The sequence below is a fragment of the Bordetella bronchiseptica genome (assembly GCF_900636925.1).
GTDB lineage: Bacteria > Pseudomonadota > Gammaproteobacteria > Burkholderiales > Burkholderiaceae_B > Bordetella > Bordetella pertussis.
Window position 1 is genome coordinate 4377636 of record NZ_LR134326.1, and the last position, 13354, is coordinate 4390989.

The following is a 13354-nucleotide window of genomic DNA, read 5'->3' on the forward strand; positions in this document are numbered from 1 at the left end:
TGATGGTATGTTAGTTGCACCGACCCGCCGGACCGCCCGCAGAGGCGCGCGGCGGAGCGGCCGGCTTTCATCGCTAGCAACGTTTCACCGTGAAGAACGGCGTCCCCGGGCGCCGTACAGAAAGCGACGGCGCACCGCGCCGCTCGCATAACGATCAGGAGACAGGCATGAAGCGGATACACAGACTGTTCACCGCGGGGCTGCTGGCATTGAGCCTGGGCGCGGCGGCACAGGCGCAACAGACCCCCATCAAAGTCGGCGTGATCTTTCCCCTTTCGGGCGGGGCCGGGCCGCAGGGCCAGCACGTCACGCAGGCCATCCAGGCCATGGCGGCGGTCATCAACGAAAGCGGCGGCGTGATGGGCCGCCAGATCGAGATCGTGTCGCGCGACGACGAGTCCACGCCCGCGGTCGGCGTCTCGCGCGCCACCGAACTGATCAGCGCCGGCGTGTCGGTCATCATCGAAGGCTGGAACAGCCCGGTCACGCTGGCCATGCAGCCGGTCATCGCGCGCGCCGGCGTGCTGGACATCACGGCGATCTCCAAGGCCGACCCGATTCTTTCGGGCGAAGGCAACCCGCTGGCGATCCGCCTGAACAGCTCCAACTCGCAGGACGGCGCGGTGATCGCCGACTACATCAAATCGGTGGGCGCCAAGCGCGTGGCCTTCCTGACCGAGAACGACGCCTATGGCAACGGCGCGCAGGAGTCCATCGAGGCCTCGCTCAAGAAGCTGGGCTATGCCTACGAAAAAGTGGCCGAAGAGAAATTCCCGTTCACGCAGGCCGACTTCCGGGTCGCCATGACCAACGTGCGCGCGGCCAAGCCCGACGTCACCGTGGCCATCAACGCCAACGAAGGCCTGGGCATGCCGGCCATCATCCGCCAGGCCAGGCAGTCGCGCCTGCCGGGCAAGCTGGTCAGCGCGGTGGGCACCGTAGCCCCCAGCGTCATCAACGTGGCGGGCGACGCCGCCGACGGCCTGATCGGCGCCGACATCTACTTCCCCGACGTGGAGCCGTTCGCGTCCAACCCGGCCAACCAGCGCTTCGTGGCCAAGACGCAGGAGATGTTCAAGTACACGCCCGACAAGTTCATGGCGCTGGGCGCCACCTCGCTGCAGGTGTGGGCCATGGCTGCCAACGAGCTCAAGACGCTGGACCGCGAGGCCATCGCCAAGCGCATCCGCGGCGGCGCGTTCAAGGGCACCGCCATGGGCGACCTGCAGTTCGAACCCAACGGCCAGCTGAAGTCGAACTACTACCTGTTCCGCGTCGACGGCCGCAAGATCGTGGTCCAGCCATGATCGCGCAGCCCGAGGCCACCGCCCCCGCGCCCGCGCTCAGCGTGCAGGCGCTGGGCGTGCGCTACGGCGCCCTGGTCGCGCTGGAGGACGTCAGCTGGGAAGTGCGGGCCGGCGAGCTGCTGGGCATCATCGGCCCCAACGGCGCGGGCAAGAGCTCGTGCTATGACGCGGTGTCGGCGCTGATACCGCGCACCGGCACGGTGTGCCTGCACGGGCGCGACATCAGCGCCGTGCCCGCGCACGGCCTGGCCGCGCTGGGCATCAAGCGGGCCTTCCAGCAGAACGCGTTCTTCGACGACCTGAGCGTGCTGGAGAACATGATGGCGGTGCTGGGCGAACAGGCGCAGGCGGGGCTGCTGGCCAGCGCGCTCAACCCGCTGGGCGCGGCGCGCCGCCGCGCCCAGGCGCGCGCCTGGGCGGCCGGCCAGCTGGAGCGCTTCGGCGTGCCGGCCGCCTGCCACGACCTGCATCCCAAGGAGATCTCCTATGGCATGCAGCGCATGCTGTCGATCGCGCTGGCCTACGGCCGCGGCGCCACCGTGCTGCTGCTGGACGAACCGGCGGCCGGCCTGGGCGGCGCCGACATGGCCGCGCTGGTGCGGCTGCTGGGCGAACTGAAAAGCGAAGGCGTGGCGCTGGTCGTCATCGAACACCATATGGAACTGATCATGGCCGTGGCCGACCGGATCTGCGTGCTCAACCTGGGCCGTCCGCTGGCCTGCGGCGCCCCGGCCGCCATCCAGAACGACCCGCGCGTGCTGGAAGCCTATCTCGGGAGCGCGCAATGAACGCCCCGCCCAGCGACCAGGCCGTGCTGAGCGCACGGCAACTGGAAGTCGGCTACGCCGGCAACCGCGCGCTCGGCCTGGACGCGCTGTCGGTGGGGCGCGGCGAAATCGTCGGCGTGATCGGCGCCAACGGCGCCGGCAAGTCCACCCTGGTCAACGCCCTGCTCGGCTGGTCGCGCGGCCGCCCCACGGTGCGCGGCGAAATCCGCCTCGACGGCCGGCGCATCGACGCCACGCCCACCCACCAGCGGGTGCGCGCCGGCCTGCTGCTGGTGCCCGAGGGACGGCTGATCTTCGCCAGCATGAACGTCGAGGAGAACCTCAGCGCCGCCTTCGACGCGGGCAGCACGGACGGCCGCCGCTTCTATACCCGCGACGAAGTCTTCCAGCTGTTCCCGCGCCTGGCCGAACGGCGCCGCCACCTGGGCGCGCAGCTGTCCGGCGGCGAACGCCAGATGCTGGGCATCGGCCGCGCGCTGATGATGGGTCCGCGCGTGCTGCTGCTGGACGAGCCGTCCATCGGCCTGGCGCCCATGCTGGTCTCGCAGGTGCTGCAAACGCTGCAAACCCTGGCGCGCTCGGGCCTGTCCATCCTGCTGGTGGAGCAGAACGTGCGCGCCGCCATGGAAGTGGTCGACCGCCTGCTGCTGCTCGAGCGCGGCCGGCTGGTGCTGGAAGGCCCGGCCGCCAGCGTCGGCGCCGATCCGCGCATCGCCCAGGCCTATCTCGGAGCGCACGCCGCATGAATCTACTGCAACAGCTCATCAACGGCATCGTGCTGGGCCATGCCTACGCGCTGATCGCCATCGGCTGGACCCTGCTGCTGGGCGTGGCCCGGCTGGTGAACTTCGGCCATGGCCAGATGTACATGGTGGGCGCCTTCGTCACCTGGTGGGCCACCACCTCGGCCGGCATGCCCTACCTGCTGGCGCTGCCCACCGCCATGGCGCTGGGCGCGCTGATCGGCCTGGCCATGCAGCGCATCATGCTGCGCGCCACCTTCGAGCAGAACCTGGTGTCCATCATGATCATGACGCTGGGCTTCGGCTACGTCATCCAGGGCGCGGCCTCGCTGATCTTCGGCTCGACCGGGCAGATCCTGGACACCGCCTGGTCGCAGCGCGATATCGAGGTCGGCGAACTGTGGGTCACCTGGCAGGACGCCGCCATCGTGGTCGCCGCGATCGCCGTGTTCGCCGGCCTGAAGTGGCTGCTGGAAGGCTCGCGCGCCGGACGCCTGGTGCGCATGGTGGCCGAAGACCCGAAGCTGGCGCAGCTGGCCGGCGTCGACGTGCGCCGCATCTACTATGGCGTATTCGCCTTCGAGGGCGCCGCGGTGGCGTTTGCCGCCGGCATGGTGGCGCCGCGCACGCCCATCCTCACCTCGATGGGCTTCGAGGAAGTCATCATCACCTTCGTCGTGGTGGTGCTGGGCGGCATCGGCAGCGTCACCGGCAGCTATGCCGCCGGCGTGGCGCTGGGCGTGTTCACCGCCCTGTTCAGCGCCCTGGTCTCGCCGGCCTACGCCACGGCGGCCGCCTTCCTGGTGCTGATCGGCGTGCTGGTCTTGCGCCCGGGCGGCCTGAGCGCCGGCGCGGCGCGGGGGGTGCACTGATGATCCGCCTGCCGCTGCGCCGCGCCGCGCTCCTGCCGCTGGCCGTCATCGTCCTTTACCTGCCGGCCTGGCTGGGCGGCAGCCCCGCCATCTACAGTGCGGCCGTGCTGATCGCCATCCTCGCCGTCATGTCCTACGGACTGGACGTGGTGGTCTCGGACCTGGGCGAAGTCAGCCTGGGGCACACCGTGTTCTTCGCCACCGGCGCCTACGTCACCGCCCTGCTCTCGACCCGCACCGGCGCGGGCGCCTGGACCACGCTGGCGGCCACCATCGTGGCCGCGCTGGGCGTCTCGGCGGTGGTCGGGCTGGTCACGCTGCGGCTGCGCGAGTTCGTCTTCTCGCTGGTCACCTACGCCGTGGCGGTGGTGGCGGTCACGGTGGCGGCCAACTGGGCTTTCCTGGGCGGCTCGGACGGCCTGCGCGGCCTGCCCACCCTGGACCTGTCGGTGGCCGGCCTGTCGCTGACCGCCGGCAACGACGAGGAACTGTGGCCCTACGCCTTCGGCCTGCTGGTCGTGGTCATCTACCTGATCGACCGCTTCCGCCACTCGCGGCTGGGCACCGCCGCCATCATGGTGCACCAGAACCCGCGGCTGGCCACCATGAGCGGCATCGACCCGGCGCGCGTGCGGCTGCAGGTGTTCCTGTTCTCGGCGCCCATCAGCGCGGCGGCCGGCTGGCTGTACGCCTACCAGCGCGCCTACGTCAGCGCCGACATCCTGGAAACCTACTTCCTGATCCTGATGCTGACCGCCGTGGTGCTGGTGGGGCGGCGCCAGCTGCTCGGCCCGCTGCTGGCCACCGCGCTGGTGCTGATCCAGGAGAAATTCTTTTCGTTCGGCGGCTATGTCGACAAGATCGTGCTCGGCAGCCTGCTGGTGCTGGTACTGGCTTTCTTTCCGCAGGGGCTGATGGGCCTGGTCCGGCCGCTGGCCCGCCTGGCGCGCCGCCGCCAGCCCGCCACCCCTGTCGCGACTACCCTGGAGAACCCAAAGTGACTGTCATCTGGAAACCCGCATTGGACGACGCCGCCACGCGCTGGCAAACCCTGGCCGAACGCCTGGGCCGCGAGCGCTTCGGCCCGCTGGCCCCCGAACTGGACCGCGACCAGCGCTATCCCTGGGAAACCATCGAAGCGCTGGTCGAGCACAAGTTCGCCGGGCTGTTCCTGCCCACCCAGTGGGGCGGGCAGGGCGCGAACCTGACCACCACGGTGGCGGCGGTCGAGGCCCTGGGCACGCACTGCGCCTCGACCTCGGCCATCATGTGCGCCTACCAGCTGGGCGCCTTTCCCATCCTGCTGGCCGGCACCGACGCGCAGAAGGACTTCTACCTGCGCGAGATGACCCTGGGCCGCGCCACCAGCTTCGCGCTGTCCGAGCGCATCGCCGGCTCGGACGCCGCCGCCATCGAGGCCACCGCCACCCGCGAGGGCGACGGCTGGCGGCTGCGCGGCGAGAAATACTGGATCGGCAACGGCGGCGCGTCGCGCTACTACGTGGTGTTCGCCAAGACCGATCCGGCCGCCGGCGGACGCGGCGTGTCGGCCTTCATGGTCGACAAGGAGCAGCCGGGCGCCGAGATCGACGAACTGTCGGACAAGATGGGCATCCGCGGCACCCAGACCTCCAACCTCAAGCTGGACCTGGTGGTGCCCGACAGCGCCCGCGTGGGCGAACTCAACCGCGCCCTGCGGCTGGCGCTGCAGACCCTGAACGTGGGCCGCATCATGGTGGCGGCCCAGTCCCTCGGGGTGGCGCTGGGCGCCTACCGCGAGGCCGCCGGCCGCGCCGTCGCCCGCCGGGCCTTCGGCCAGCCCATCGGCGAGAACCAGGCCATCGGCTTTCGCCTGGCCGACATGGCCACCGAGATCTCGGCCGCGCGCATGATGCTCTACGAGGCGGCGCGCGCCTACGACGCCGGCCAGGACGTATCCAACCTGGGCGCCATGGCCAAGCTGTTCTCCTCGGAGGTATCGCACCGGGTGGTGGACAATACGGTACAGATCTGGGGCGGCCTGGGCTATTGCAAGCCCACCGTGGCGGAGCGTCTCTACCGCGACCAGCGCATCCTCGAGATCTACGAAGGCTCTTCCGAGATCCAGCGGCTGGTGCTGTCGCGCGCGGTGCGCAAGGAGGCGGAAGAAGCGGCGAACTGAATCCGGCAATGCAGAAGAGGTATCAATGGCCAGTGCACACCAGACGCCCGCCGACGCCAACGGCGGCGAGTCGCGAGACGAAATCCTGCGGGCGGCCGCGGAACTGTTCATGGAGTTCGGCTACGCGGCCACCTCCATCGACGCCGTCGCCCAGCGGCTGGGCTCCACCAAGGGCCGCATCTATCACCACTACCGCAGCAAGGCTGACCTGTTCTTCGACGTACAGGTCACCGCCATGAACCGCCTGACCGCCCAGGTCGAGCCGCTGGCCAGGGAGGGCGGCGGCGCCGTCGGCCGGCTGGCGGCCATGGCGCTGCGGCACACGCAGATCCTGCTCAAGGAGATGCCGATGCAGAAAGTCGCGGTACAAGGGCTGGAGCGCCACCTGCTGGAAGCCTCCTCGGCGGCCAAGCGGCTGCGCGCGGTGGTCAAGATGCGCGACGACTACGAGCAGATGTTCGTGGAAGTCATCGACGACGGCATCCGCGAGGGCTCGTTCGTGGACCTGCCGCCGCGCCTGTTGAGCAAACCGTTCTTCGGCGCGCTGAACTGGGCCACCGTCTGGTACAGCCAGCGCCGCCTGCAAAGCGAAGAGGCGATAGACGATATCGCGCATGCCCTGGCGGCCTACGCGCTGCGGGGCCTACTCAAGGACTCCAACGATGAAGCAGCAAGAGAGACAGCCTTATTCCGATACGATCTGGGATGAGGCCGAGACCTGGTCGCGCGACCGCATCGAACAGTTCCAGCTCGACGCGCTGCGGCGCCAGCTGCAGCGCGTGGCGCGCACCAGCAATCACTATCGCCAGGTCTTCGCGGCCGCCGGCTTCGAGCCCGGCGACCTGAAAAGCCTGGACGACCTGCGCCGCCTGCCCTTTACGCACAAGCGCGACTACCTGGCCGGACTGCAGGCCGAGCCCCCCTTCGGCAGCCTGGCCGCCGTCGCGCCGGGCGAAGCGGTCCGGGTGCATTTTTCCTCGGGCACCACCGCGCGCCCCGCGCCGGTGCTGTGGACCCAGGCCGACATCGAGCGCTGGGCCGACCTGTACGCGCGCTACCTGTACGGCCAGGGACTGCGCCGCGGCGACGTCTTCCAGTGCATGTTCAACTACGCCTGGTTCGTCGGCGGCCTGGGGGCCACGCTGGCGGCCCAGCACGTCGGCGCGCTGGTCATCCCCGCCTCCTCCGGCGACACGCAGCGGCAGATCGAAACCATCTACCAGTACGGCACGCAATGCGTGATCGGCACGCCCTCCTTCATGGCCCACATGGCCGAGGCCGCGCAGGCCATGGGCCGCGACCTGGCCACCTCGCCGGTGCGCATGGTGTGCGTGGGCGGCGAGCCCGGCGCCAGCATCCCCGGCACCCGCGAACGCATCGAGCGCCAGTGGGGCGCCAGGATGTACGACTGCTACGGCGCGCTGGAATGCCAGCCCATCGGCTGGGATACCGCCGCGCAGCTGGGGCCCACGCTGGCCGAGGACTTCATCTACGTCGAGATCCTGCACCCCGAGACCCACGAGCCGGTGGCCGACGGCGAGCGCGGCGTGCTGGTGCTGACCCACCTGGACAAGCAGGCCTGCCCGCTGGTGCGCTGGTGGACCGGCGACATCGTGGTGCGCGACAGCCACCCCGCTCCCGACGGCCGCACCCACGCGCGGCTGACCGGCGGCGTGCTGGGCCGCAGCGACGACATGCTGATCGTGCGCGGCGTGAACCTGTTTCCCTCGGCCATCGAGGACGTGGTGCGCGCCTTCCCCGGCCTGACCAACGAATACGTCATCGTGCTCGACGACAGCCTCAAGGATCCGAACACCGGATTCCTGACCGGCGTGAAGCTGCGGGTCGAGCGCGAGAGCGGCGCGGCCGCCGACGTGGGCGAGCGGCTGTCGCAGCGCCTGCGCGAAAAACTGCAGGTGCGCTTCCAGGTCGAGGTGGTCGAGTCCGGCACGCTGCCGCGCACCGTGCACAAGGCCAAGCGGGTGATCCATGCCTGAGCCCGCCGCGCACCTGCCCCGGCCGCTGGCGGGCCGCCGGGTGGTCGACCTCTCGCAATTCATCGCCGGCCCCACCGCGGCCCAGTACCTGGCCGACTTCGGCGCCGATGTCGTCAAGATCGAATCGCCGCAAGGCGATGGGGTGCGCACGCTGCAGGGCAACGCCTACGGCAGCTATTACGCGCGCAGCTTCAACACCGGCAAGCGCAGCCAGGTGCTGGACCTGCGCGTGGCGGCCGACCGCGCCGCGCTCGACGCCCTGCTCGAGACGGCCGACGCCTTCATCTGCAACCTGGCGCCGTCCTCGCTGGCAAAGCTGGACCTGCGGGGGCCGGCGCTGCGCGCGCGCTTTCCGCGCCTGGTCATCGCGCTGGTGTCGGGCTATGGCCAGCAGGACGAGCGCGTCTGCATGGACACCATCGCCCAGTGCGAGTCCGGCTTCGCGCTGCTCAACGGCGATGAAGACGGTTCGCCGCGCCTGTCGACCAGCTGGCCGGTGGACATGTTCAGCGGCATGTACACCGGCATGAGCTGCGCCATGGCCATGCTGGACCCGGCCGGCCAGGGCTGCCTGATCGACCTGTCGATGATGGAGGTGGCCGCCGCCATGCTGATCGGGCCGGCGGCGCTGGCCGTCAGCGAAGGCGACGCGCTGGGCCCGCCCATGGGCAACCGCGACCGCGCCTCGGCGCCGTCGAGCATTTACCGCTGCGCCGACGGCCACGTCTACATCCTCGGCGGCGTGGACACCTACTGGGCGCGGCTGCGCCCGCTGATCGGCGCCGAGGACGCGCCCTTCACGGAACGCCTGCGGCGCGCCGCCCATTTCGACGCGCAGGTCGAGGCCTGGACCCTGCCGCAGCGGCGCGAGGCGGTGCTGGCGCGCATGCACGAATTGCAGATCCCGGCCGGCAACGTCCGCCCGCCCGAGGAAGCGCTGGCCATGATCCGCGGCCTGCGTCCCGGCGCGGTGTCGCGGCCGCTGCCCTCGGGCGAACACGTGCCGGCCTTCCCGGCGCTGTTCGACGGCCAGCGGCTGCCGCGCACCGCCACCCCGCACGTGGGCGGCGGCCGGCGCGCCGGCTGACGCCCGTTCGACTCTTTCAGGAAACCCTTTTTCAGGAAAGCCGTCCATGACCTCATCCTCCGCTCCCCCCATCGATGACTTGCGCGTGCTGCGCGCCGACGCGCTGGCCGGCCGCAGCGCCTTCGTCAGCGGCGCCGGCTCCGGCATCGGCCGCGGCATCGCGCTGCGCCTGCTGTCGCTGGGCATGAATGTGTTCGGCACCGGCCGCCGCGCCGAGCCGCTGGCCGAGACCGCCAGCCTGGCGCAAGGCCTGTCCGGGCGTTTCGACCACGCGCCGTGCAACGTGCGCGAGACCGCCGCCATCGAGGCGCTGGTGGCCGAAGTCGGCCAGCGCCAGGGCATGGACCTGCTGGTCAACAACGCCGGCGGCCAGTTCTTCGCGCCCGCCGCCGAGATCAGCCGCAAGGGCTGGGATGCCGTCATCGACGTCAACCTCAACGCCGTATTCGTGGTCACCAAGGCCGCCTACCCGTTCCTGAAGGCGCGCAAGGGCGCGGTGGTCAACATCTCGCTGTCGGGCGTGGACCGCGGCTCGATGGGCATCGCGCACTCCATCGCCGCGCGCGCCGGCGTGCTGGGCCTGACGCGCACCCTGGCGCTGGAATGGGCGCGCGACGACATCGCGCTCAACTGCATCGGCCCCGGCGCGGTGATCACCGAAGGCCTGGCCGGCGAAGCCGCGCGCGCCATGCTCGACCGCCTGGTCGAGGCCACGCCCATGGGCCGGCCCACGCGGGTCGAGGAAGTCGCCGAACTGGTAGCCTTCCTGGCCACGCCGGCCGCCCACCTGATGACCGGGCAACTGATCCAGATCGACGGCGCGGCCCACCTGGGCAGCGGCCTGCACATGCTGGCGGCCTGAACCCAACCCCTGTCTCTCACCCGGAAACGAACACCATGAGCAAATTCCTGCGCCACGACCGCGACGGCGCCATCTGGACCGTCACCCTCGACCAGCCGGAAACGCGCAACGCCCTGACCGGCAATACCGCCGTGCAGGAAATCGTCGACCTGTGCGAGGAAGTCGCGCGCGACGATTCCGTGCGCGTGATCATCCTCACCGGCGCCGATCCCGTCTTCAGCTCGGGCGGCAACGTCAAGGACATGCGGCGCTTTTTCGACGACAGCATCAGCGCCGCCGACATCCGCCAGGAATACCGCCACGGCATCCAGCGGCTCACGCGCGCCCTCTACAACATCGATGTGCCCACCATCGCCGCCGTCAACGGCGCGGCCATCGGCGCGGGCTGCGACCTGGCCTGCATGTGCGATATCCGCATCGCCTCCGAGCAGGCCAGCTTCGCCGAGAGCTTCATCAAGGTCGGCATCGTGCCGGGCGACGGCGGCGCATGGCTGCTGCCGCGCGTGGTCGGCATGTCGCGCGCGCTGGAAATGTCGTTCACGGGCGATGCCATGGCGGCGGCCGAGGCGCTGGCCTGCGGCCTGGTCTCGCGCGTCGTGCCGCACGACCAGTTGCTGGCGCAGGCGCGCCAGCTGGCCGAGCGCATCGCCGCCAACCCCGGGGCCACGCTGCGGCTGACCAAGCGCCTGCTGCGCGAAGGCCAGGAGCTGGGGCTGGACAGCCTGCTGGAGCAGTCGGCGTCCGCCCAGGCCATCGCCCACAAGACGCCCGAGCACCGCGAGGCGGTCACCGCCTTCATCGAGAAGCGGCGGCCGGATTTCAGCCGCGCGGCGCGGCGGGGCTGAAACCCCGGGCTACTGCCGGGGCATGGCGCGCAGCTGCTCGCACATCTGCTGCTTCTGCTGGGCGCTGGCGCCGGCGATCTGCTGCCGGCCCTTTTCCAGGCCGGCCGCGAACGCGGTCTCGAACTGCTCGGCGGACACGCCCATGCCGGCCATGGCCTGCTGCTGGCGCGCCTTCATGTCGCTCAGCTCGGCTGGCTTGTAGTCGCCGCAGGCCTGCGCGGCGGCGTGCATCGTGCCCCCCATCTCGGCCATGGCCAGGTGGGTCTCGGCGCCCTGGGCGGCGCACGCGCCGGCCAGGCCCAGCGCGGCCCCGGCGGCCAGGGCCGTCTTGCATAGCGTTTTCAACATGTTCGGGACTCCTGCGTAGTGGCGCCGCGCCCGGCGGGCGCGGCCGGCGTCAATTCTTGCTGCTCGACAGACTGTAGCTTTCAACGCGGTTGCGCTCGAAATGGACATACAGCGAACGGCTCTCGGGCCTGGCCGCGCCGCCGACCGAACCCAGCCCGACCGCGCTCATGGCGGTGGACAACATGTCGTTGCGGCTGGTGTCGGGGTCGTAGACCATCATCGTGACGCCTTCCGGGCCCTGATTGATGCTGCGCGGCTCGCCGTAGATGCGGCGCACGTCCTCGACCGTCGTCACGCCTTTCTTCAGGTTCTCGCGCAAGGCGGTCGGGCTGTACTTGTCGGCGCCCCCCTGCCCGCTTTGCAGCGTCTCGCACGCCGCCAGGGGCGCGCACAGCATCAGGATCAACAGCAGTCGGCGAATCATCGGTTTCTCTCGTTCTAGTGGTTATCGGTTCAATGACACAAAGCGCCTTGCACGATGCGCCGGGCGCACGCCCGCGAGAGCGCGCGGCATGATAGGCCATCCCGCCCGCACGAATAACGCAAATCGATACAAACGTTACTGAATGATTCTTCGCCGCGCCCACCCGTGCGCCCTGCCAGGGTTTTCCCCGAAAATTTTCTTTTATATAGAAAATTTTCCAATAGCCTGCCTATAATTTTCCACAAACAGCAAACCACTCAACCGCCGTACTTTCTTGCGTCGAGGTCCCGCATGTCCAAGTCCCTGCTTTCCCGCCTGGCCAGACTGACCCGCCGCGCCGCCGGCGTCGCGCTGCTGGCCGGCGCCGCCACCGCGCAGGCCGCCTATCCCGAACGCCCGGTCACGCTGGTCGTGCCCTTTGCCACCGGCGGCAACTCGGACATCGTGGCGCGCCTGATCGCCGAACGCATGGGCCAGGCGCTGGGCCAGACCGTCATCGTCGAGAACCGCGCCGGCGCGGGCGGCCTGGTGGGCAACCAGGCCGTGGCGCGGGCCAAGCCCGACGGCTACACGCTGCTGCTGGGCGGCATGTCCACGCAGATCCTGCTGGCCGGCACCGCGCCGCAGCTGCCGTACGACCCGGTCAAGGATTTCTCCGCCGTGGCGCTCATCTCCAAGGTGCCGCTGGTGCTGGTGGTGCCGGCCTCCTCGCCCGCGCAAGACCTCAAGTCCTTCGCCGAGTACCTCAGGCAGAAGCCGGGCGCCTACAACTTCAGCTCGGCCGGCGCGGGCACTTCCGGCCACGTCACCGCCCAATACTTCGCCGACGCCATCGGCGCCAAGGTCGTGCACGTGCCGTACCGCGGCAGCTCGCCCGCCCTGGTCGACCTGGTCGAAGGCCGCAACGCCTACCTGGTCGACACCCCGCCGGTCATCAAGGAACTGGTCAAGAGCGGCAAGATCCGCGCCCTGGCCTCGTTCACCGAAACGCGGCTGGCCGACCTGCCCGAGGTGCCCACCGTGGCCGAGGCGGGCCTGGGCGAGGTCATCAAGGAAAAGATGCAGCCCTGGCAGGCCCTGTTCGTGCCGGCCGGCACGCCGCCCGAGGTCGAGGCGCGCATCCACGACGCGCTCGGCAAGGCCATGGCCGACCCCGCGCTGCAGCAGCGCCTGACGCAGATGGGGCTGGTGCCCATGAGCGGCTCGCTGGCCGATGCCAAGCAGCTGTTCGAAGTAGACTACGCCAAGTGGATTCCCATCCTCGACGGCATGGGCCTGAAGACACCGCGCTGAGCGCTCGCCCTTTCCCCTTCATGCAAGCAGACGACACCCGCCTCGTCGGACAGGCCATCCGGCGCATCCGCAAGGAAAAGAAAATATCGCTGCAGACGCTGGCGGCCCGCTCGGGCGTGGCCACCGGCATGCTCAGCCAGATCGAGCGCGACCTGGGCAACCCCTCGCTGAAGACGCTGGCGCGCATCCGCCAGGCTCTCGACGTGCCGCTGAGCGCCCTGTTCGAGGCCGATGACGAGACAGCCGCCGACGCGGCCGGCGCCGGCGACCTGGCCGCCCACGTGCGGCGCAACGGCACGCGCCGCGTCATGCAGTTCGGCACGCCGCTCATGACCAAGGAAATGCTCACGCCGCCGGCCGGCCAGCGGCTGCAATTCATGGTGCTGAACATCCAGCCCGGCGGCACCTCCGGCGCGCCGCCGCTGAGCTACGCCGCCGAAAAGGGCGGCATGGTGCTGCAAGGCGCCTTCGAACTGGAGCTGGACGGCCAGACGCTGCAGCTGCAACGCGGCGACAGCTTCCAGTTCGACGGCGCCACGCCGCACGTCTTTCGCAACCCTTACGACGAGCCGGCCAGCATCCTCTGGATCATCGCCCACGAGCCGGCCGCCCAGCGGCACTTCTAGG

15 protein-coding genes are annotated in these 13354 nt (G+C 70.0%); 13 read left to right on the forward strand and 2 right to left on the reverse strand.

Annotation, left to right across the window (positions count from 1 at the left end):
- Positions 1-167: 167 nt before the first annotated feature.
- Genes EL288_RS20395 through EL288_RS20445 form a run of 11 tightly spaced genes read left to right on the forward strand, consistent with a single transcriptional unit; the run spans position 168 to position 10662 of the window.
- Positions 168-1307, forward strand: coding sequence for an ABC transporter substrate-binding protein (locus tag EL288_RS20395; RefSeq protein WP_003819485.1), 1140 nt, complete (start codon positions 168-170; stop codon positions 1305-1307).
- Positions 1304-2095: an ABC transporter ATP-binding protein gene (locus tag EL288_RS20400; RefSeq protein ID WP_050486052.1), complete on the forward strand. Its 792-nt coding sequence runs from the start codon at positions 1304-1306 to the stop codon at positions 2093-2095. The genes EL288_RS20395 and EL288_RS20400 overlap by 4 nt, the downstream gene beginning before the upstream one ends.
- A complete protein-coding gene (locus EL288_RS20405) occupies positions 2092-2841 on the forward strand; it encodes an ABC transporter ATP-binding protein (RefSeq protein WP_003808203.1) in 750 nt (249 codons plus the stop codon). The genes EL288_RS20400 and EL288_RS20405 overlap by 4 nt, the downstream gene beginning before the upstream one ends.
- The gene (locus tag EL288_RS20410; protein WP_003819480.1) at positions 2838-3710 is read left to right on the forward strand and encodes a branched-chain amino acid ABC transporter permease; all 873 of its coding nucleotides are present in this window, start codon (positions 2838-2840) and stop codon (positions 3708-3710) included. Before EL288_RS20405 ends, EL288_RS20410 begins: the two co-directional genes overlap by 4 nt.
- The gene (locus EL288_RS20415; protein ID WP_010925928.1) at positions 3710-4711 is read left to right on the forward strand and encodes a branched-chain amino acid ABC transporter permease; all 1002 of its coding nucleotides are present in this window, start codon (positions 3710-3712) and stop codon (positions 4709-4711) included. Before EL288_RS20410 ends, EL288_RS20415 begins: the two co-directional genes overlap by 1 nt.
- Positions 4708-5871 (forward strand): acyl-CoA dehydrogenase family protein, encoded by a 1164-nt coding sequence (locus EL288_RS20420; protein WP_003808195.1) that lies wholly within the window; start codon positions 4708-4710, stop codon positions 5869-5871. The genes EL288_RS20415 and EL288_RS20420 overlap by 4 nt, the downstream gene beginning before the upstream one ends.
- Positions 5872-5896: 25 nt before the next feature.
- Entirely contained in the window at positions 5897-6580 is a 684-nt protein-coding gene (locus EL288_RS20425; RefSeq protein WP_003808193.1) for a TetR/AcrR family transcriptional regulator, read from the forward strand.
- On the forward strand, positions 6534-7868 hold the full coding sequence (locus EL288_RS20430) for a phenylacetate--CoA ligase family protein (protein ID WP_126622027.1): 1335 nt from the start codon (positions 6534-6536) through the stop codon (positions 7866-7868). Before EL288_RS20425 ends, EL288_RS20430 begins: the two co-directional genes overlap by 47 nt.
- Positions 7861-8955: a CoA transferase gene (locus EL288_RS20435; RefSeq protein WP_003808188.1), complete on the forward strand. Its 1095-nt coding sequence runs from the start codon at positions 7861-7863 to the stop codon at positions 8953-8955. Before EL288_RS20430 ends, EL288_RS20435 begins: the two co-directional genes overlap by 8 nt.
- 46 nt (positions 8956-9001) lie before the next feature.
- The gene (locus EL288_RS20440; protein ID WP_003808186.1) at positions 9002-9817 is read left to right on the forward strand and encodes an SDR family oxidoreductase; all 816 of its coding nucleotides are present in this window, start codon (positions 9002-9004) and stop codon (positions 9815-9817) included.
- A 35-nt stretch (positions 9818-9852) separates the two neighbouring features.
- Positions 9853-10662, forward strand: coding sequence for a crotonase/enoyl-CoA hydratase family protein (locus EL288_RS20445; protein WP_010925927.1), 810 nt, complete (start codon positions 9853-9855; stop codon positions 10660-10662).
- A 9-nt stretch (positions 10663-10671) separates the two neighbouring features.
- Here EL288_RS20445 and EL288_RS20450 read toward each other — a convergent pair whose 3' ends face one another.
- Both EL288_RS20450 and EL288_RS20455 read right to left on the reverse strand, forming a co-directional pair.
- On the reverse strand, positions 10672-11010 hold the full coding sequence (locus EL288_RS20450; RefSeq protein WP_003808182.1) for a lipoprotein: 339 nt from the start codon (positions 11008-11010) through the stop codon (positions 10672-10674).
- A 49-nt stretch (positions 11011-11059) separates the two neighbouring features.
- A complete protein-coding gene (locus EL288_RS20455; protein ID WP_003808176.1) occupies positions 11060-11434 on the reverse strand; it encodes a hypothetical protein in 375 nt (124 codons plus the stop codon).
- Between the two features lie 291 nt (positions 11435-11725).
- On the opposite strand from EL288_RS20455, the gene EL288_RS20460 reads away from it, so the two are divergent.
- Both EL288_RS20460 and EL288_RS20465 read left to right on the forward strand, forming a co-directional pair.
- Positions 11726-12727 carry a tripartite tricarboxylate transporter substrate binding protein BugE gene (locus EL288_RS20460; RefSeq protein WP_003808174.1) on the forward strand — a complete coding sequence of 334 codons (1002 nt, stop codon included), beginning with the start codon at positions 11726-11728 and terminating at the stop codon, positions 12725-12727.
- A 20-nt stretch (positions 12728-12747) separates the two neighbouring features.
- Positions 12748-13353: a helix-turn-helix domain-containing protein gene (locus EL288_RS20465; RefSeq protein ID WP_003808172.1), complete on the forward strand. Its 606-nt coding sequence runs from the start codon at positions 12748-12750 to the stop codon at positions 13351-13353.
- Position 13354: the final 1 nt, after the last annotated feature.

Excerpts from the sequence above, each read along its gene's own strand:
- EL288_RS20395 (WP_003819485.1), top strand. The coding sequence starts at position 168 with ATGAAGCGGATACACAGACTGTTCACCGCGGGGCTGCTGGCATTGAGC.
- EL288_RS20400 (WP_050486052.1), top strand. The coding sequence starts at position 1,304 with ATGATCGCGCAGCCCGAGGCCACCGCCCCCGCGCCCGCGCTCAGCGTG.
- EL288_RS20405 (WP_003808203.1), top strand. The coding sequence starts at position 2,092 with ATGAACGCCCCGCCCAGCGACCAGGCCGTGCTGAGCGCACGGCAACTG.
- EL288_RS20410 (WP_003819480.1), top strand. The coding sequence starts at position 2,838 with ATGAATCTACTGCAACAGCTCATCAACGGCATCGTGCTGGGCCATGCC.
- EL288_RS20415 (WP_010925928.1), top strand. The coding sequence starts at position 3,710 with ATGATCCGCCTGCCGCTGCGCCGCGCCGCGCTCCTGCCGCTGGCCGTC.
- EL288_RS20425 (WP_003808193.1), top strand. The coding sequence starts at position 5,897 with ATGGCCAGTGCACACCAGACGCCCGCCGACGCCAACGGCGGCGAGTCG.
- EL288_RS20430 (WP_126622027.1), top strand. The coding sequence starts at position 6,534 with ATGAAGCAGCAAGAGAGACAGCCTTATTCCGATACGATCTGGGATGAG.
- EL288_RS20435 (WP_003808188.1), top strand. The coding sequence starts at position 7,861 with ATGCCTGAGCCCGCCGCGCACCTGCCCCGGCCGCTGGCGGGCCGCCGG.
- EL288_RS20440 (WP_003808186.1), top strand. The coding sequence starts at position 9,002 with ATGACCTCATCCTCCGCTCCCCCCATCGATGACTTGCGCGTGCTGCGC.
- EL288_RS20445 (WP_010925927.1), top strand. The coding sequence starts at position 9,853 with ATGAGCAAATTCCTGCGCCACGACCGCGACGGCGCCATCTGGACCGTC.
- EL288_RS20450 (WP_003808182.1), bottom strand. The coding sequence starts at position 11,010 with ATGTTGAAAACGCTATGCAAGACGGCCCTGGCCGCCGGGGCCGCGCTG.
- EL288_RS20455 (WP_003808176.1), bottom strand. The coding sequence starts at position 11,434 with ATGATTCGCCGACTGCTGTTGATCCTGATGCTGTGCGCGCCCCTGGCG.
- EL288_RS20460 (WP_003808174.1), top strand. The coding sequence starts at position 11,726 with ATGTCCAAGTCCCTGCTTTCCCGCCTGGCCAGACTGACCCGCCGCGCC.
- EL288_RS20465 (WP_003808172.1), top strand. The coding sequence starts at position 12,748 with ATGCAAGCAGACGACACCCGCCTCGTCGGACAGGCCATCCGGCGCATC.